The 18,807-nt window shown below is 66.6% G+C and carries 18 protein-coding genes; 4 read left to right on the forward strand and 14 right to left on the reverse strand.

All coding sequences use genetic code 11. The annotated features are described in order from the left end of the window. Positions 1-101: 101 nt before the first annotated feature. Entirely contained in the window at positions 102-647 is a 546-nt protein-coding gene (locus SMAL_RS12260; protein ID WP_006373934.1) for a GNAT family N-acetyltransferase, read from the reverse strand. A 154-nt stretch (positions 648-801) separates the two neighbouring features. Here SMAL_RS12260 and SMAL_RS12265 point away from each other — a divergent pair, with 154 nt between their 5' ends. After that, the gene (locus SMAL_RS12265; protein ID WP_006373936.1) at positions 802-1,890 is read left to right on the forward strand and encodes a DUF5694 domain-containing protein; all 1,089 of its coding nucleotides are present in this window, start codon (positions 802-804) and stop codon (positions 1,888-1,890) included. Positions 1,891-1,936: 46 nt separating this feature from the next. Here the strand turns inward: SMAL_RS12265 and SMAL_RS12270 are convergent, their stop codons facing one another. The 10 genes from SMAL_RS12270 to SMAL_RS12315 all read right to left on the reverse strand — a co-directional run bounded on the left by SMAL_RS12270 (position 1,937) and on the right by SMAL_RS12315 (position 12,121). Then, positions 1,937-2,167, reverse strand: a complete 231-nt coding sequence (locus SMAL_RS12270) for a hypothetical protein (RefSeq protein WP_006373937.1) — start codon at positions 2,165-2,167, stop codon at positions 1,937-1,939. A 62-nt stretch (positions 2,168-2,229) separates the two neighbouring features. After that, the gene (locus SMAL_RS12275; RefSeq protein WP_012511415.1) at positions 2,230-4,419 is read right to left on the reverse strand and encodes a PAS domain S-box protein; all 2,190 of its coding nucleotides are present in this window, start codon (positions 4,417-4,419) and stop codon (positions 2,230-2,232) included. 207 nt (positions 4,420-4,626) lie between these two features. Next, positions 4,627-7,014 carry a Tex family protein gene (locus SMAL_RS12280; protein WP_012511416.1) on the reverse strand — a complete coding sequence of 796 codons (2,388 nt, stop codon included), beginning with the start codon at positions 7,012-7,014 and terminating at the stop codon, positions 4,627-4,629. A gap of 207 nt (positions 7,015-7,221) precedes the next feature. Further along, positions 7,222-7,437 carry a hypothetical protein gene (locus SMAL_RS12285; protein WP_006374014.1) on the reverse strand — a complete coding sequence of 72 codons (216 nt, stop codon included), beginning with the start codon at positions 7,435-7,437 and terminating at the stop codon, positions 7,222-7,224. Between the two features lie 771 nt (positions 7,438-8,208). Next, complete coding sequence (locus SMAL_RS12290) at positions 8,209-8,661, reverse strand: hypothetical protein (RefSeq protein ID WP_006374015.1); 453 nt, start codon at positions 8,659-8,661, stop codon at positions 8,209-8,211. Beyond that, a complete protein-coding gene (locus SMAL_RS12295) occupies positions 8,658-8,861 on the reverse strand; it encodes a PspC domain-containing protein (protein ID WP_006374017.1) in 204 nt (67 codons plus the stop codon). Before SMAL_RS12295 ends, SMAL_RS12290 begins: the two co-directional genes overlap by 4 nt. A 64-nt stretch (positions 8,862-8,925) precedes the next feature. Continuing rightward, positions 8,926-9,297, reverse strand: a complete 372-nt coding sequence (locus SMAL_RS12300) for a YfeK family protein (protein ID WP_006374019.1) — start codon at positions 9,295-9,297, stop codon at positions 8,926-8,928. Between the two features lie 58 nt (positions 9,298-9,355). Next, entirely contained in the window at positions 9,356-10,423 is a 1,068-nt protein-coding gene (gene phaC / locus SMAL_RS12305; protein ID WP_006374020.1) for a class III poly(R)-hydroxyalkanoic acid synthase subunit PhaC, read from the reverse strand. Beyond that, positions 10,420-11,484 (reverse strand): class III poly(R)-hydroxyalkanoic acid synthase subunit PhaE, encoded by a 1,065-nt coding sequence (gene phaE, locus SMAL_RS12310; protein WP_012511418.1) that lies wholly within the window; start codon positions 11,482-11,484, stop codon positions 10,420-10,422. The genes phaC and phaE overlap by 4 nt, the downstream gene beginning before the upstream one ends. Before the next feature lie 22 nt (positions 11,485-11,506). Beyond that, positions 11,507-12,121: a CDP-alcohol phosphatidyltransferase family protein gene (locus tag SMAL_RS12315; RefSeq protein WP_012511419.1), complete on the reverse strand. Its 615-nt coding sequence runs from the start codon at positions 12,119-12,121 to the stop codon at positions 11,507-11,509. A gap of 344 nt (positions 12,122-12,465) precedes the next feature. On the opposite strand from SMAL_RS12315, the gene SMAL_RS12320 reads away from it, so the two are divergent. Further along, the gene (locus SMAL_RS12320; protein ID WP_012511420.1) at positions 12,466-13,116 is read left to right on the forward strand and encodes a class I SAM-dependent methyltransferase; all 651 of its coding nucleotides are present in this window, start codon (positions 12,466-12,468) and stop codon (positions 13,114-13,116) included. Between the two features lie 75 nt (positions 13,117-13,191). Here SMAL_RS12320 and SMAL_RS12325 read toward each other — a convergent pair whose 3' ends face one another. From SMAL_RS12325 to ppsR, 3 genes are all read right to left on the reverse strand, one after another. Continuing rightward, the gene (locus SMAL_RS12325) at positions 13,192-13,680 is read right to left on the reverse strand and encodes an NUDIX hydrolase (RefSeq protein ID WP_012511421.1); all 489 of its coding nucleotides are present in this window, start codon (positions 13,678-13,680) and stop codon (positions 13,192-13,194) included. A 40-nt stretch (positions 13,681-13,720) separates the two neighbouring features. Beyond that, positions 13,721-14,230, reverse strand: coding sequence for a DUF1249 domain-containing protein (locus SMAL_RS12330; RefSeq protein WP_006374079.1), 510 nt, complete (start codon positions 14,228-14,230; stop codon positions 13,721-13,723). A 169-nt stretch (positions 14,231-14,399) separates the two neighbouring features. Next, on the reverse strand, positions 14,400-15,221 hold the full coding sequence (ppsR, locus tag SMAL_RS12335) for a posphoenolpyruvate synthetase regulatory kinase/phosphorylase PpsR (protein ID WP_012511422.1): 822 nt from the start codon (positions 15,219-15,221) through the stop codon (positions 14,400-14,402). Between the two features lie 144 nt (positions 15,222-15,365). On the opposite strand from ppsR, the gene ppsA reads away from it, so the two are divergent. After that, on the forward strand, positions 15,366-17,744 hold the full coding sequence (gene ppsA / locus SMAL_RS12340) for a phosphoenolpyruvate synthase (RefSeq protein WP_012511423.1): 2,379 nt from the start codon (positions 15,366-15,368) through the stop codon (positions 17,742-17,744). Between the two features lie 136 nt (positions 17,745-17,880). Continuing rightward, positions 17,881-18,774, forward strand: coding sequence for a mechanosensitive ion channel family protein (locus SMAL_RS12345; RefSeq protein WP_006374142.1), 894 nt, complete (start codon positions 17,881-17,883; stop codon positions 18,772-18,774). Positions 18,775-18,807 lie beyond the last annotated feature (33 nt).

Genomic DNA, 18,807 nt, shown 5'->3' on the forward strand with positions numbered 1-18,807 from the left:
GGAACACACGGCGCGGGCCGCCCATCGGGGGCAGCCGGGGGTCCTGCAGCGGGTGACTGGAGCGGGATCCAGAGGGGATATCGGCGATGCCGTCGGCGGCTTTAACCGGATTCCGCGACGCCCGTCGCATCTCCATGCTTTGCCGCAGGAATGCGGTAGACAATTGCCGTGTACTTCACATTCTTCCCACGCGCGACGGGCATGCCGCCAAGCGATTCGACCAGGCGCCGGCTCGGCGCGTTCTGCTCCGCCACCGGGTAGAGGAAGGCCGCGCATCGCAGGTGTGCGGAGGCCCGCGACCACACCGCCGATACGGCTTCCCGGCCGTAGCCCTGCCCATGCATCGCCTCGCTGATCCAGATGCCGAGTTCGGGCTCGGCGTCTCTGCTGCGATGCAGGCCAGCCAAGCCAAGGAAGGCGCCATCGTCACGCCGGCGGATGACGAAGGTGATGTCCGTGCCCGAAGCGATGGTTGGCAACCACGCCTGCCAGACCACAGCGAAGGCCTCCTTCGACGGCGGCGGCTCGAACGCCATGTAACGGGTCAGCCCCGGCGTGATCGCTGCAAACGCCTCATCCGCATCCCCGGCCGTGAAAGGCCGAAGGCGCAACCGCGCGCTATCGATCATCCAGTTGCCGGATGTCATTTCATGCACCACCTGTCCATGGAACACAGCCTCGCCCAGCAGGCTGATGCAACGCAAGGCAAAAGGGTTTACATGACCAACGGGAGGTTCCCGGACACAGGGAAACGGTCAGCATGCGGTGACCTGCAGGACGTTCACGGACACGGAGATCAACATGCTTCCACGCTTGGCCAGCTACCTCTTCCTGGGCCTGTGCAGTACCGGTGCCCTGGCTGCCGATGCCGGCTACCGGCCAACCTTCCATCCCGACCAGCTGAAGGGCCCACCCGCCGGACGCCCGAACGAGGTGCTGGTGTTGGGCAGCCCGCATCTGTCCAGCCTGCCGAAGACCTTCGAACCGGCGATGCTGGAGCCACTGCTGAAGCGGCTGGAGGCCTGGAAGCCGACCGCGATCGCGATCGAGAACCTCTCCGGCCTGCAGTGCGATTTCATGCGCCGCAATCCGGCCCGATACGCCGAAAGTGTCGAGGGCTACTGCATCGATCCGGCGCCGGCACAGGCCGCCACCGGCCTCGACGTTCCCAGCGCCAACGTAGAGATGGAGCGCTTGCTTGCGGATTGGCCGAAGGCGCCAACCGCTGCCCAGCGACGCCGATTGGCCGCAGTGTTCCTGGCCGCGGGCGAAAGCAGTTCGGCAGTCGTCCAATGGCTGCGGCTGCCCAAGGAAGAGCGACGTGCCTCCGACAGCCTGACACCAGAGCTGGTGCAGTTCCTCGACACGCGCATGGCCCGCCGCAACGAGGCCGGCCTGGTGGCCGGCGTCCTTGCCGCACGCCTGGGGCTGGAGCGCCTGTGGTCGGTCGACGACCACACTGCGGATTCGCCAACGCCGGCAGCCCAGCAGAAGGCTCAAGCGGCTGCCATACGAGGTGCCTGGGACAACGCCTTCGTCAAGGCGCGCAGGGCCGCTGATGAACGACTGGAAGCCAACCTTGCCCAACCAGACGGATTGCTCGCGATGTATCGCGCCTACAACACGCCTGAAACCGCGATGGTCGCCTACAACAGCGACTTCGGCGCGACGCTGGTCGAGCCCTCGCCTGAAGGCTTCGGCCGCAACTACGTGGGCTACTGGGAAACCCGCAACCTGCGCATGGTCGCCAACATGCGCGACGTACTCGGCCAACAGCCGGGTACCCGCATGCTGACCATCGTCGGTGCCTCGCACAAGGGCTACTACGAGGCCTATCTCAACCTGATGCACGACGTGCAGCTGGTCAGTTCGGATGAAGTGCTGCGTTGAAACCCGCGCGCGGATCGCATGGATGATGGCGACGCTCCCAGTCCCATCATCCTGCCTCCTTCCTGCCCGCCCGCCACAACACGATGCTGGCCCCGCCGATACAGGACAGCGTGAACACCAGCAGGGCGATGGCACCGCCCTGCAGGACCGGCAGCAATGCCTGCGCGTGCAGATCGTCGCGCACCTCTTCCAGACGCAGGCAGGCCGCCAGCGCCAGGCACCAGCCCACCATCGCCGGGGCGTAGGCCCGCATCGCAACCGGGTTCCAGACCTTCATGGGATCACCTGCATGAGTGGATGTGCGCGCAGTATTCGCGCGCGTCCTCTCACAGGCTGAGATCAGCCTTCGGCCGCATCCGCGTCGTCGCCGGGCAGCTCACTGGCCTCACCCTGCACCTGCACGTTGTTGCGTCCCATCGCCTTGGCCCGGTAGCACTGGGCGTCGGCGGCAGCCACCGCCTGGTCCACGCTCATGCCGCCAGCCAGCGGCGCGATGCCGATGCTGGCCCCGACATGCAGGCGGTCCTGGTCCCATGGAATCGACAGCGACGCCAGGGTATGCAGCAGTTCGCCGCCGATACGCGCGGCACGCCGCGGCGTACAGCCGGACAGGATCACCGCGAACTCGTCCCCCCCCAGCCGTGCCACCACATCCGAATCGCGCACGCCATGGCGCAGCACGCTGGCCACCGCCCACAGCACCGCATCGCCGGCCAGGTGGCCCCAGGTGTCGTTGACCGGCTTGAAGCGATCCAGGTCGATGTACATCAACGACGCGGCCTGGCCCGTGCGCTCGACACGGGTGATCGCCTGCTGCAGGTGCACCTCGAAGCCGCGGCGGTTGCTCAGCTCGGTCAACGGGTCGATTTCGGCCAGGTGTCGCGCCTCGCGCTGGCGTGCACGCTGCTGGGTATCGTCGCGCAGTACCCACACCGCGCCGCGCACCCGGCCTTCGTCATCGCGAAGCCAGGCGCGGGTGAGGTCCACCGGTATGGTCGCCGTGCCCAGCCGCAACAGCAGGTCGGCGTGCAGGTCCACTGCGTTGCTTTCCGGATCCAGCAGCACCGAGACATCCAGCACCGATCCAGGCGCGTACTCGGTGGTCAACGCCAGCACGTCCTGCACCTTGTGCCCAGCCAGCGACAGCGCGCCATCACCGGCCAAGGTACGCACCGCAGCCGCATTGGCATAGTCGATGCGGCCATCGAGGCTGACACTGAGCACCAGGTCGGCGACCGCATCAAGAGTGATGCGGCTGCGCTGCTCACTTTCGAACAAGCGCTGCTCGCTGCTGCGCTGGGCGCTGATGTCCTGGATCTGCGACACGAAATGCACAGGCTCGCCGCGTTCGCTGCGCACCAGCGACACCGACAGCCGCGCCCAGATCACCTTTCCATCGCGATCGAGATAACGCTTTTCCAGGTGGTAGTGACTGCGCCGCCCGGCCAGCAGGTCCTGCACCAGGGCCAGATCTGTCTGCAGGTCATCGGGATGGGTCAGGCGCTGGAAATCCACCTGCAGCAGTTCTTCGCGTGGATAGCCGAGGATCCGGCACAGCGCGTCGTTGACATCCAGCCAGCGTCCTTCCAGCGACACCAGTGCCATGCCCAGTGCAGCCGAGGTGAACGCACCGGCGAACTTCTCCGCCGACAGCCGTGCTTCGGCGCGCGCCTGCAGGATCTCGGTGATGTCGATCGCCATGCCGACGTAGCCGATGCGCGCGCCGTCGGCGCCATCCATGCGGCTGATCGACAGGCGGACCTGGCGTGACTGGCCATCCTTGCGACGCAGCGTCCATTGCCGCGAATAGGTCTGCCCATCGGCACGGGCACTGAGCGCCTCGAACACGCCAGGTACCTCGCCGTCGTCGTCCGCCAGCGGCTGCAGCCAGGCGCTCAGCTCGTCCGGGTCATGGAACGCATCCAGGCGCCGCTGGCCAACCACCTCCTCGGCGGTGTAGCCGAGCAGGCGCTGTGCGCCGGTATTGAACAGGGTGATGGTGCCGTCGATATCGGTGGCGATCACCGCAACCTCGTCGGAGGCGTCGACCACCGCCTGCAGTCGCTGCCGTGTCTCGGCCGCATCCTGGCGTGCCTGCTGCAGTTCGGTCACATCGGCATGCGCACCGGCCATCCACAGTGGCCGCCCCTGCCCATCCCACTCGAACACGCGGCCACGGTCGTGGATCCACATCCACTGGCCGTTCTTGTGGCGCATGCGCAACAGGCAGACGTAGTTGTCGCTGCGGCCTTCAAAGTGGTCCTCGAGCGCCGCATCGGACAGGGCGATATCGTCGGGATGGACCAATGTCAGGAAGGTCTTCTGGCACACCGGCTCCAGTTCTTCCAGCCGGTAGCCGACGATCTCGGCCCAGCGCGCGTTGACCCGCATCTCGCCGGTCTGCACGTTCCATTCCCAGGTGCCGGCGGCGGTGCCGTCGATGATCATCGCCAGCCGGCGGCGTTCTTCAGCCAGCTCCTGCAGGCGCCGCTCCAGCAGCCCGTTGCCGTTGCTTCCCTGGCCGGCCATCAACCCGTTCCCCGGGACGCGCAGGCAGCCTCCGGCCGCAACAGGGCGCTGCAGACGTCAACGAAGACGACGGGTCGTGCTGGCGTCATGGCCCTCCCCAGAGACAGCGGGGAGGCCACACGCCCCCCTCAGGCGCAAGTGTGCGCAATCACGGGGAAAATCGACAAGTCCCCCGCCCCGGATCAACCGTGACGGGGGACACGCTCCTCAGCTGCGCTTGGCGCGGGCGAAGGCTTCTGCCAGGGCATTGTTGGCCGGCGCCGCCGACTGGCCGCCGCGGCCGCCATTGCCCGGGCTGCGGTTGGGGCCACGGTTCTGGCCACCTGCGTCACGACGCGGCCCCTGGCCCTGACTACGTTCGTCGCGCTGGCCCGGGCGGCTGGTGGCCTGGCCGGGGGTGTCGTCCAGGCGTCGGGTCAGGGCGATGCGCTTGCGCGCCACGTCCACCTCCAGCACCTTCACCTTGACGATATCGCCGGCCTTGACCACGTCGCGCGGATCCTTCACGAACGTATCGGAGAGCGCCGAAATGTGGATCAGGCCGTCCTGGTGCACGCCGATATCGACAAAGGCGCCGAAGGCCGCGACGTTGCTGACCACGCCCTCCAGCACCATGCCCTCGCGCAGATCCTTGATGTCCTCGACGCCCTCGGCGAAGCGCGCCGCCTTGAACTCCGGACGCGGGTCACGGCCCGGCTTTTCCATTTCCTTGAGGATGTCGCGCACGGTCGGAACACCGAAGGTCGCGTCGGTGAACTGCTCGGCCTTCAGTCCACGCAGGAAGCTGCCATCGCCGATCAGCGCCTTGATCGGGCGCGCGGTGCTGGCCACGATGCGCTCGACCACCGGGTAGGCTTCCGGGTGCACCGCCGACGCGTCCAGCGGTTCGTCGCCATCGGCGATGCGCAGGAAGCCGGCGCACTGCTCGAAGGTTTTCTCGCCCAGCCGCGACACCTTCAGCAGGTCCTTGCGGCGCTTGAACGGGCCGTTGTCGTCACGATGGCGCACGATGTTCTCGGCCACCGTGGCCGACAGGCCGGACACCCGCGACAGCAGCGCGGCCGAAGCGGTGTTCACGTACACGCCAACCGCGTTCACGCAGTCCTCCACGCGTGCGTCCAGCGCCCGTGCCAGGCGGTACTGGTCCACGTCGTGCTGGTACTGGCCGACACCGATCGCCTTGGGCTCGATCTTCACCAGCTCGGCCAGCGGGTCCTGCAGGCGGCGCGCGATCGACACCGCACCGCGCAGCGACACGTCCAGGCCCGGGAACTCCTTGGCCGCGAACTCCGAGGCCGAGTACACCGAGGCACCGGCCTCGCTGACCACCACCTTCTGCAGCTTCGGGTTGGCCGCGGCCTTGATCGCCTCACCGGCCAGCTTGTCGGTTTCGCGGCTGGCGGTGCCGTTGCCGATCGCGATCAGTTCCACGTTGTGCTTGGCGCACAGCTGCTTGATGGTCTGCAGCGACTGCTCCCACTGACGGCGCGGCTCATGCGGGTAGATGGTCTCGGTGGCGACCAGCTTGCCGGTAGCATCGACCACGGCGATCTTGCAGCCGGTGCGGATGCCCGGGTCCAGCCCGAGCACGGTCTTCGGGCCGGCCGGCGCGGCCAGCAGCAGGTCCTTCAGGTTGTCACCGAACACCGCGATGGCTTCGGCCTCGGCCTTTTCGCGGGCCTGGTTGAACAGGTCCAGCAGCAGATGGGTATGCAGCTTGGCGCGCCAGGTCAGGCGACAGGCATCCAGCAGCCAGCGGTCGCCAGCGCGCCCCTGGTCGGCAATGCCGGCCTTGCGCGCCACACGGCCTTCCGCGTACTGGTGGCCAGCCTCGGCATCACTGCCCGGGTCCAGCTCCAGGAACAGGATTTCCTCGCGGCGTGCGCGGAACAGTGCCAGCAGGCGGTGCGACGGAATCTTCGCCAGCGCTTCGGCGTGTTCGAAATAATCGCGGTACTTGGCGCCTTCGGTTTCCTTGCCCTCGGCCACGCGGGCACGGATCACCCCGGTCTCGCCCAGCCACGTGCGCAGTTCACCGACCAGCGCGGCGTCTTCACCCCAGCGCTCCATCAGGATCGCGCGCGCGCCCTCCAGTGCGGCCTTGGTGTCGGCCACACCCTTGTCGGTGTCGACGAAACCAGCGGCAAAGACCTGCGGGTCCCGCGTCGGGTCGTTCAGCAGGCCATCGGCCAGCGGTTCCAGGCCGGCCTCGCGGGCAATCTGTGCACGGGTACGGCGCTTGGGCTTGTACGGCAGGTACAGGTCTTCCAGCCGGCTCTTGGTATCGGCGGCCAGGATGTCGTTGCGCAGCTCGTCGCTGAGCTTGCCCTGCTCGCCGATGCTGGACAACACGGCGGCGCGGCGGTCTTCCAGCTCACGCAGGTAGGTGAGGCGGGTTTCCAGGTTGCGCAGCTGGGTGTCGTCCAGGCCTCCGGTCACTTCCTTGCGGTAGCGGGCGATGAACGGGACGCTGGCGCCCTCGTCGAGCAGGCCGACGGCGGCACGTACCTGGGTGGACTGGGCACCGATCTCGTCGGCGATGGTCTGGGCGATCTGCTGGGCGAGCGCGCTCTGGGCGTTCTTGGCGTCGTGCATTGCTTCAGGTCTGTGCCGCGGTACGGGAAGACCCCATTCTGGCAATCCACGACGGAGCCGGACAAGGCATTGACAGGGGGCGAGGTTCAGCGGCGGGACCGGATTGGACGCCGGCATCCTGGCGAAGAGAGGGCTCGGACTGGCCCTGGGCTGGGATGCCGGCGCGGGCGCACGATGGTGGGCGCGCCCTGCCGCATGTTGCGAAGGTCAGCGGTAGTGGCGGGCGGCACGCTGCATGACGATCTCGTCACGCATGCTTTCCAGGGCCATCAGGCGGACCTTGCCGACACCCTGCAGTTCCATGAACCGCTCCGTGTAGAACTCCGGCCCCAGCGCGGTGTCGGCGCGGGATTTGCTGAAGCCGTAGGGCACCACGCCCTTCTCGCCATCCTTGCTACCACCGACATAAAGAACGATTGCCATGTGATGTCTTCCTCCAAATTGCTACTGCGTACTGCACTCGATGAGCGATGCTGCGAGCTCATCGAGGAAGAGCTTACCGCGTCGAACCTGACTGGAACGTCACGAAGGCTAATGACGATCGGTTGCATGCAGATGACTGCGGGATCGCAGCAGAATGCTTACGGATCTTTAACCTCCGGCTAACGAATCGGGGGTTTCCAGCGAACGGCGCAGCCCCTCGTGGGTGGTTTGGGATGATCGCGGAAAGCCGGTTTCCTGTGGGCTGGCCGGGTAGGTGGGGCTGGCGGGGTCGCCGTGAACCCGTCCCTGGGGGCTTAGCCGCGGCATCCATGCCGCGGATACCCCGCCAGCCCCACCCACCCGGCCGCTGACAGATTTCTGCTGCGTCTGCCACCCACGGAGAAGAAAAAAGAAGATCAAAAGCAAAAGCAGCCTGGCTGGCCGCTTTTTGTAGAGCCGAGCCCACGCTCGGCTGCTTTCAGGCCAGTCCGCGAAGCCGACCGCAGGCTCGGCTCTATACAAGCAAGCGCAGCGCGCGACCCGCTTCTGCTGTTCTTTTTCTTCTCCGTGGGTGGTGCAGGCCATCGCCATCTGTCAGAGGACGGTCGGGTTGGGTTCGCGGGGGTGTCCGCGGCATGGATGCCGCGGCCAAGCCCCCATGGACGGGTTCACGGCGTCCCCCGCGAGCCCAACCCGACCGTCCAGCGCGACGGTTTTGCATTTGGCGACCAAACATCGCCAGCCACGAGGGGCTGCGCCGTTGGCTGGAAACTACGGCCACCAGCCACGCCCGAACCGGGCGAAATGATCGGCCGCACGCTCGAACGGGTTACGCGCACTCACCCCGCCGCACAGCAGGTACACCGGCAGGTACAGCGGCCCCAGCACCATGTACTGGTAGACGTGCGCGCGTTCGTGGTCATCCAGCCGGATCAGCGGCTCCACTCCCCACCCCGCCTGGTGCGCATAGGTGCGGCAGGAAATACCCAGGTCATGGCCGGTATGCAGGATCACGTTGCCCAGGGTGATCGCCCCGCCTGGTCCCCACGGCCAGCGATCGAACACCAGCGCACAGTCACGGCTGCTCCAACGCAGCGTCGCCCCGCCAAGCATGCCGGCCAGGCCGCCGATCACGCCGAGCAGGGAATTGGGGGACGTCCACACCGCGCCCAGCACCTGCAGCGCGCGCAGCCAGATCGGCCAGGGCGTCACGGGAGTCTTCAATCGGCCTCGTTGGGAATCAGCAGCCACAGGATCAGGTAGACCAGGATGCCGGGGAAGGCCGCCGAGCCGATCGAGACCAGCACGAACACGATCCGCACCAGCGTGGGGTTCCAGCCGAAGCGGTGGGCGATGCCGCCCATCACGCCGGCAATCATGCGGTCGTTCAATGAACGCGACAGCGTGCGCGGCGTGGTGTTCATGGCGGTTCTCCTGGGCTACGGGAAAAGCAGTCGTGCGTGGCTCGACTTTACACCGCCCCTATGTCTACGGCGTGCGGTGGCGCAGGGCCTGCAGGCGTGCGCCGAACCAGGCTGCCGCGGTCTGTTCAGGCTGCCCCGGACACTGGATACGGTAGGGCTTGCCGCTCATGCTGCTCTGGCTGGCGGCGCGCTCGATGAACTGCTCGGCGCTGTCCACCATGTTCTTTTTCAGCAGGTAATCGTACTTGCGCTGCAGGTGCGACCGCGCATCGCTGCCGTCGTGCCAACTGCCATTGCGCTGGAAACGGCATTGGGAGCCGTCCAGGCTGGAAATCAGCTGCGCGATCTCCCGTTGCGCCTGCGGGCTGGGGGCAGCGTGGGCAACAGGTGCAGCCAGCAGCAGCGTAGCAAGCAGCATCGAAATCCTTTGCGACATCATCACCCTCCATGCAGTCGAGCATGGCTCGACTCTACAAAAAAAAAAGAAACCGGCTTTACGCGTCGCGCGCTTTCAACCAGCCATCGATCGTCGCCGGCACTTCGCGTTGTGCACGCCCGGAAACATAGATACCGATGTGCCCGCCGCGGAAACTGGACTCGGTGTAATCCTCGGTGCCCAGTCGGCCACGCATCGCGCGCGAGGCGTCCGGCGGCACCAGATGGTCCTGCTCGGCGTAGATGTTCAGTACCGGCAGGGTCACCTTCGACAGATCCACCGCCTCTTCGCCGATCCGCACCGTGCCGTACATCAGCCCGTTGCCCTGGTAGAACTGCTTGATGAAGTCGCGGAACGCCTCGCCCGCCAGGTCCGGTGAATCGAAGATCCACTTCTCCATGCGCAGGAAATCCTCCAGCGCCGCCTTGTCATCAAGGATGTCGAGCAGGCCGACGTACTTCTGCACGTTCAGACGGAACGGCTTGAGCATCAGGTAACTGGCATTCATCAGCTCGGCCGGGATGTTGCCCAGCGTGTCGACCAGCAGGTCCACATCCACCTGCCGCGCCCAGTGCGAGAGCATGTTGTCGGCGGTGTGGAAATCGACCGGGGTGACCATGGTGATCAGCTTGCCCAGCTTCTGCCGGCGCAGCGCGGCGTAGCAGAGTGCGAACACGCCTCCCTGGCAGATGCCCAGCATGTCCACCGGACCACCGCTGCGCGCGCGCAGCGCATCCACCGCGCCATCGATGTAGCGCAGCAGGTAGTCCTCCAGGGTCTGGAAGCGTTCGGAACGGTCCGGGTAGCCCCAGTCCAGGACGTACACGTCCTGGCCCAGCGCCAGCAGCTTCTGCACCAGCGAACGGTCGGCCTGCAGGTCAACCATGTACGGCCGATTGACCAACGCGTAGACGATCAGCAGCGGCGTGCGCCGGGTCGGCGCCTGTTCACCGACGAAGCGGTACAGCACCACCTTGCCATCGCGCCAGACCTCCTCGCGGGCGGTCACGCCGTAATCAACATCTTCGACCTGCGGCAGCAGCTTCAGCCCTTCCATCAGCTTGCGCTGCATGGCCAGGGTTTCCTGCATCAGGTCATCGGCGTTGAAGCCCAGCGGTCCCTTCATCGGTCACGCGCCCGAGTGGAGGTACGAGGTGCGGCCCTCTTCGCGGACGACTTTTTCGCAGACGCCTTCTTTGCGGGCGCCGCCTTCTTCGCGGCCTTGCGCGCGGCCGGCTTCACCTTCGCCGGCGCCGGTTGCGCCACCGGATCCACCTCGGCGGTACCGGCCAGCACCGCCACCTGTGCCTGCAGGCGGCGCAGGCTGCGCTCCAGCTCGGCGATGCGGCGGTGTGCGGCGTCCATCTCGCTCCGGGTCGGCAGGCCGATACGTTCACTCATCTGTTCCACCTCGCGCTGCAGGCCGGCGCGCAGGCGCATCTGTGCGTTGCCCAGCGAGGCGTACACCTGCTGGAACGGTTCGGACATGGCGACCTTGGCGTAGGCCTCCTCGGCCACTTCGATCCACAGGTCGAACATCGCGCGGGCGCTGGTCAGCTGGCTGCCCGGCTGCTCGTGCTCGGCCAGGCGCTGCTCGAACAGCGCAAAGGCCTCGTCCAGTGCCTGCTTGATCTGATCGACGTAGGCGCGTGAATGCTGCTGGTATTCCTCCTGCGCACGCAGCAGGGACTGCCAGCGCGCCTGGTGCTCGCGGCCGGGGCCGAACGCCGGGCTCTGCAGCCACGGGCCGGCCTGCAACTGGAACTGCTGCAGCCACGCCGCAAATTCGGGCACCGCGGCACCTGCGTGGGTACTGCCCCGGGCGCCCTGCAGCATCCACTGCAGCATGCCATCGCCCTGCCCCTGCACCGCCTCGCGCCAGGCCTGGGCCACGTCGGCGCTGCTGGCATCGCGGCCGGCGAAGCGCGCAGCCACTTCCTGCATGGTGCCGTACCAGCTGCCGGCCTGTTCGCGGAACCGGCGCACGGCATCTTCCGGCGCGCCCTGTCCCTGCTCTGGCAACAGCTGGCCCCACCAGTCGAACAGGCGCCGCCAGCTGCCGGGGTCGTCACCGGCCGGTGCACCCGGGGTGGACGCATGACGCAGGGCATCGCCCCAGGCGCCGAAGTACTGCCGGGCCAGGGTCTCGAAATCGCTGCTGCCGGGGTCGTGGGCCGAGCTGGTCATCGCAGGCCTCCGCAGGGCTGGCTCATGGCTTGGGGATGCGCAGGGTCTTGCTGATCATCAGCGACCCGGACAGGGCGAACAGCAGCACCATCGGGTGCAGCTGCCACGGCCCGATCTGCCACTGGCCGAACCAGATGTCCTGGCCGATGGCGCCGGTGCCGGCGGCGATGGCCAGCACGATCACCAGCAGCAGGCTGGTCGGGATCGGCGTGCCCTCGAAATACTTGACCTTGCCCTCGTCGCCGGCCAGTGCCTCGGCGGTGACGTTGTAGCGGGCCAGGCGGCTGACACCACAGCAGACGAAGTAGCTCAGCACCAGCCAGTCCCAGCCGCCCTGCATGCCGCAGGCATAGGCCAGCGCCGCCGGCGCCACACCGAAGGAGATCACATCGGACAGCGAGTCCAGCTCACGGCCCAGGGTGGAGCTGGACTTGCGCCAGCGCGCGATGTGCCCGTCGAGGGCATCGAAGATGAAGGCCAGCGGGATCAGCGCCATGCCGAACAGCAGATAGCCGCGCTCGCCGTCCTGCAGGAAGCGCATCGCAGCGAAGACGGCACCGGTGCCGCAGAAAGCATTGGCCAGGGTGAACCAGTCGGCCAGCTGGAATTCGCGCAGCATCGAGAAGTGACGTTTCATGGAGTCTCACGGAGCATCAAGGCCCACAGGTTACCGCGAGCACCGCTGCTGGCGACAGCGGCGGCAGGGACCATCCTTCACCGCTCCCTCACCTGCCCTCACCGGCGGTGAATTTTTCGCCACCCATCTTGACAGCCTAGGGGGGTGGCGCCTGTCGGCGCTTATCCACAAAGTTGCCCACGCGTAATCCACACCCCCTGTGGACAACCAGATCTCACCGACTGCGACGCTGGACATTTCCTCATCACCCCGAAGCGGGGTTTCCCTACTTCCCAAGCCGCAGGGTCGGCGCTATGGTCACCGGCGGACCCGCCGCCGCCACGTCCGAAACTCTGCAACGGACGATGATGATGCTGGATGCTCCTACCCTGGCCGCACAGCTGCGGCAGCCCCATGGCGAGGCTGCGCTGGAGGTGGCCGACGCGATGAACCGCAGCAACGGCGCACTCAACCAGGCCGCGATCGGGCTGCTGGCCGCCTCCGCTGGTGAACGGATCCTGGAGATCGGCCCGGGCAACGCCGCATTCGCGCCGCAGCTGCTGCAGGCCTCCGGCAGCCACTATCTGGGCATCGAGCTGTCCACGGCCATGGTCGAGGCCGGCAACCAGCGGCTGGCCAGTGCCGGACTGGCTGAGCGTGCCGCGATGCGCCATGGCGACGCCCATGCCCTGCCGGTCGCCGACGCCTCGATGGACGCCGCGCTGGCGGTCAATACCCTGTACTTCTGGCCGCACCTGGCGCCGGTGCTCGACGAGTTGGCGCGGGTGCTGCGCCGGGGTGGCCGGCTGTGCCTGGCCTTCGGTGACGCGGCCTTCATGCGTAGCCTGCCATTTGCCAGCGACTTCCAGCTGCATGAGCTGGACGCGGTGGAACTGGCCCTGCGCGTTTCCGGCTTCAGCGTTTCGGCCTGGCGCAGCCACCGGGAATCCGCGACCGGCAATGACGGGCAGGTTCGCGAGAAGCACTTCCACCTGCTGCTGGCGCAACGGCGGTAATGCACGCCGGGCATGGCCCGGCGCTGCCGGCTCCGAACGCTTCGGGTAGCGCCGGGCCATGCCCGGCGAGCCGCCTCACAGCCGGCTGTACGCCCAGCTCACCATGCGGCCGTCCTTGTACGGCATCACGCCGTGGAACGGGCGCGGGTCGGCGTCGAACACCAGCGGCAGGAAGTTGCGGTCACCCTCCCACATCGGCAGCTGGTCGAGCTTGTCCACATCCACCCATTCCAGGGTGCCCTCGTGGTTGCCGCCGTGCGGGGTGCCTTCGAAGCTGTCGATGACGAACACGAAGCCCAGCCAGTCCTCGCCATGCTTGCCAAAACCCGGCCAGCTGATGGTGCCGCGCAGGCGCATGTCCATGCAGTCGATCCCGGCTTCCTCGGCGATCTCGCGGCGCATGCCAGCGGCCACGTCTTCGGTCGGTTCGATCTTGCCACCCAGGCCGTTGTACTTGCCCAGGTGGTGGTCACCGGGACGGGTGTTGCGATGGATCATCAGCACCTGGCGACGATCCGGCGACAGCACGTAGCCCAGGGTGGCGACGATCGGGGTATACGGCATGGCAGCATCCAGCGGCAGGTCAGCCGTGGATTATGGCCGATCAGCGCACCAGCGACAGGCGGCGCTCGGCGGGCGTGCTGGCGCCGTCGGGATCGCGGCGCAGGGTGGCGACGCCGTGGCCTCGTTCGGCCAGGTATTCCAGCCACTTGCCGAGGAAGGTGTTCATCCGCATGCGGTGGCTGATCAGCTCTGCCGGCGGCGGGTACAGGCCCATCGTGTCCTGCCAGCGGCGGCCGACATAGCAGTGGGTGGTCTCGGCCTGGCGCGCATCACGGTACAGGCGTACATAGGCCGAGGGATCCGGCTCGCCGGTGACCGGATCGGCCAGGTCGTAGGTCAGGCGCAGCTCCACCGTGTAGCGGTGGCACTCGATCACGTCCAGGCGAACATCCAGGCCGTCGCCGATCGAGGAAATGTAGCTGCCCGCCACCAGCCCGGCCGGTTCGAACAGGCGCACCAGGTGCCGGTAGTTTTCCGCGTACAGGCCCATGAGCCAGCTGAGCCGGCTCAGGCGGGGAATGCGTTCGGTGCGGGGCAAGGCTCGGGCCATGGGTCGATCCTACACGTTGGTGCTTCAACGTGGGGGCGGGATCGCCCCGACCAAAGGGGCTCGGTATCGACCAACGGTCGATACCCACCGCGGAGGAGGGGCGATGCCCGCCACGGAGGTAGGCCCCGACCACGCAGGTAGGCCACGACCGTTGGTCGTGGCGCGCGGATCAATACAGCTCGCGCTGCAACCCCAGCGTGGCCAGCACCTTGCTGGAGATCTCCTCGATCGAGGTATGGGTGGTGCTCAGGGTCGGGATGCGCTCCATCTGGAACATCACCTCGGCCGCGGCCACCTCGCGCTTGCAGGTATCCAGGTTGGCATAGCGCGAATTCGGGCGGCGCTCCTGGCGGATCTGCTGCAGGCGGTCCGGGTCGATGGTCAGGCCGAACAGCTTGCGCCGGTAGTTGCGCAGGCGCGGCGGCAGGCGGTCGCTTTCCAGATCCTCGTCGGTCAGCGGGTAATTGGCCGCACGCACCCCGTAATGCAGGGCCAGGTAGATGCAGGTGGGCGTCTTGCCGGCCCGCGACACCGCCACCAGGATCACGTCGGCGTCGTCGTAATTCACCGCGATGCCGTCGTCATGGGTCAGCGCGAAGTTCATCGCGTTGATGCGGCGGTGGTAGGTGTCGAAGTCGACCATGCCATGGGCCTGCCCCACCCGGTTCACCCGCGAGCTGGACAGTTCACGCTCCAGCGGCTCGATGAACGGCGCGAACACATCGAGCATCAGGGCCCCGCTCTCGGCCAGGATCAGGCTCAGGCTCTGGTCCACGCAGGAATTCACCACGATCGGCCTGACCTGGTAACGCTCCCCCGCCGCCTGGATCCGGGAACAGGCTTCCCGGGCTTTTTCGGGGTCGTCTACAAACGACATCCGGTCGGTAATGAAGCTGAACCCGGAGAACTGGGTCAGCAGGCTATGCCCAATGGTTTCAGCGGTGATACCGGTTCCATCGGAAACGTAGAACACCGGACGGATGGTCGACATGCGCGCTTTTACCCCCTACGAAGCCTAAAAGGGCCGCCAACACAAGCTTGTGCCGACAGCGGTCTGCCCGGCATCATATCGGCTTCTTCCTACGGACGCGGCCACTCAGCCCGCCTCGGGCGATGGCCAAACGGAGCATCGCGCTTGAACGAGAACATCCTGTGGTTGCACGAACTGCGTCTGGCCGACCTGGCCCGCGTAGGCGGCAAGAATTCCTCGCTGGGCGAGATGATCGGCAATCTGGCCGGTCTGGGCGTCTCCGTTCCCGGAGGTTATGCGACCACGTCTGAAGCCTTCAAGGACTTCATCGCGCACAACGACCTGTCCAAGCGCATCTTCGACAAGCTGGCCACGCTGGACGTCGAAGACGTCAACGCGCTGACCGCCGCCGGCAAGGAGATCCGCAGCTGGGTGATCGACGCGCCGCTGCAGCCGCAGCTGGACCAGGACATCCGTACCGCCTACGCCAAGCTGAGCGCCGACAACGGCGGCGGCGACGTGGCCGTGGCCGTGCGTTCGTCGGCCACCGCCGAGGATCTGCCCGATGCCTCCTTCGCCGGCCAGCAGGAAACCTTCCTCAACGTCACCGGTGCCGACGACGTCGTGCACAAGGTCAAGGAAGTGTTCGCCTCGCTGTACAACGACCGTGCCATCGCCTACCGCGTGCACCACGGCTTCAAGCATGAAGACGTGTTCCTGTCCGCCGGCGTGCAGCTGATGGTGCGTTCGGGCGTCGGTTCCTCCGGCGTGCTGTTCACCCTGGACACCGAATCCGGCTTCCGCGACGTGGTGTTCGTCACCTCCTCGTTCGGCCTCGGCGAAATGGTCGTGCAGGGCGCGGTCAACCCGGACGAGTACTACGTCTACAAGCCCACCCTGCAGGCCGGCAAGCCGGCGATCCTGCGCCGCTCGCTCGGCAGCAAGGCGATCCGCATGGTGTATTCGGATGTCCCCGGTGAGCGCGTCAGGATCGAGGACACCCCGGCCGAACTGCGCACCACCTTCTCGATCAGCGACGAGGACGTGCAGGAACTGTCCAAGCAGGCGCTGGTCATCGAAAAGCACTACGGCCGCCCGATGGACATCGAGTGGGCCAAGGACGGTGTCAGCGGCAAGCTGTTCATCGTCCAGGCGCGCCCGGAAACGGTGAAGTCGCGCAGCCATGCCACCCAGATCGAGCGCTTCGCGCTGACCGAAAAGGGCGGCAACGTGCTGGCCGAGGGCCGTGCCGTGGGTGCCAAGATCGGCGCCGGCGTGGCCCGCGTGGTGAAGACGCTGGAAGACATGAACCGCGTGCAGCCGGGCGACGTGCTGATCGCCGACATGACCGACCCCGATTGGGAGCCGGTGATGAAGCGTGCATCGGCCATCGTCACCAATCGCGGTGGCCGTACCTGCCACGCCGCGATCATCGCGCGCGAGCTGGGCGTGCCGGCCGTGGTCGGTTCGGGCAACGCCACCAAGGTCATCGAAGATGGCCAGCTGGTCACCGTCAGCTGCGCTGAAGGCGATACCGGTTTCATCTACGAAGGCAAGCTGGGCTTCGAGCGCACCACCACCGATCTGGGCAACATGCCGCCGGCACCGTTGAAGATCATGATGAACGTGGCCAACCCGGAACGTGCCTTCGACTTCGGCCAGCTGCCGAACGCCGGCATCGGCCTGGCCCGCCTGGAAATGATCATCGCCAGCCACATCGGCATCCACCCGAACGCACTGCTGGAATACGACCGCCAGGACGCGGCGACCAAGAAGAAGATCGATGAGAAGATCGCCGGCTACGGTGATCCGGTCAGCTTCTACGTCGACCGCCTGGCCGAAGGCATCGCCACCCTCACCGCCTCGGTTGCACCGAACCCGGTGATCGTGCGCCTGTCGGACTTCAAGTCCAACGAGTACGCCAACCTGATCGGCGGCAGCAACTACGAGCCGCACGAAGAGAACCCGATGATCGGCTTCCGCGGCGCCAGCCGTTACGTCGACCCGAGCTTCTCGGCCGCCTTCGCGCTGGAGTGCAAGGCCGTGCTGCGCGTGCGCAACGAAATGGGCCTGGACAACCTGTGGGTCATGATTCCGTTCGTGCGCACCCTGGAAGAAGGCCGCAAGGTCATCGAGGTGCTGGAACAGAACGGCCTGAAGCAGGGCGAGAACGGCCTGAAGATCATCATGATGTGCGAAGTGCCGTCCAACGCACTGCTCGCCGATGAGTTCCTGGAGATCTTCGACGGCTTCTCGATCGGCTCCAACGACCTGACCCAGCTCAGCCTGGGCCTGGACCGTGACTCGTCGATCGTCGCGCACCTGTTCGATGAACGTAACCCGGCGGTGAAGAAGCTGCTGTCGATGGCGATCAAGGCAGCACGTGCCAAGGGCAAGTACGTTGGCATCTGCGGCCAGGGCCCGTCCGATCACCCGGATCTGGCCGAGTGGCTGATGCAGGAAGGCATCGAGTCGGTGTCGCTGAACCCGGACACCGTGGTCGATACCTGGCTGCGCCTGGCCAAGCTGAAGGCCAACGGCTGAGACCGTGATTGCTGAGGGCTGACGTCGCTTTCATCGGCGCCGGCCCATACTTCAGCTGCATGCAAGCCCCGCCTCTGCGGGGCTTGTTGTTTCTGGCGTCCGCGCGCGCCACCTCCCCCGCCGCAAAGGAGCCCGCATGCTCGCTACTGCCCCACCCGCCCCCGCCGCAACGCCCTGGTTCCACTCACTCGATTGGGAACGCCTGCTGGAGACCTACGGCGTGCCGTTGCTGGCCGCGATCGTGGTGCTGCTGGTCGGCATGTGGGTGGCACGACGCCTGTCCAATGCGATGCCACGCGCCACCGCGCGCATGGGCGTGGACCCAATGCTGGGCAGCTTCCTGCGCAACGTGGTCTATGCCACGTCGCTGGTGATCGTTGTGGTATTGGCCATTGGTACGCTGGGCGTGCAGATCACCCCGCTGCTGGCCGTGCTCGGCACCGCCGGCCTGGCGGTGGGCCTGGCGCTGAAGGACTCGCTGTCCAACATCGCCTCGGGCGTGATGCTGGTGACACTGCGTCCGTTCCGTGTCGGTGATGTGGTGACGGTGGCCGGGCAGACCGGCACGGTTCGCGAGGTGCGTATCTTCCAGACCGTCATCACTGGTGCCGACAACCAGCACACCACCATTCCAAACACGTTGATCACCGCTGCGCCGATCATCAACCTGACCGCCGAACCGACCCGCCGTGTCGAACTGGTGGTGGGCATCGGCTACGAAGACAACATCCAGCTGGCGCGCGACACCGCGCTGGCGCTGATGAAGGCCGACCCGCGCGTGCTACAGACACCGGCACCGGATGTGGTGGTGTATGAGCTGGGTGCGCACGCGATCAACCTCGGCATCCGCTGCTACGTGAAGTCCGCCGACTGGTTCGGCACCAAGGTCACGCTGCTGGAGCAGCTCAAGCTGGGCTTCGACAGGGCCGGGATCAACATTCCGTATCCGCAGCAGGACATGCACCTGTACCTGCATGGCAAGGATGGCGGCGTGGTCGAGGCCGACGCGCTGGTGCGCGACAAGCCCTGATCCCAAACAGAAATGCCGGCCAGCGGCCGGCAC

The organism is Stenotrophomonas maltophilia R551-3 (assembly GCF_000020665.1).
Classification (GTDB): domain Bacteria; phylum Pseudomonadota; class Gammaproteobacteria; order Xanthomonadales; family Xanthomonadaceae; genus Stenotrophomonas; species Stenotrophomonas maltophilia_L.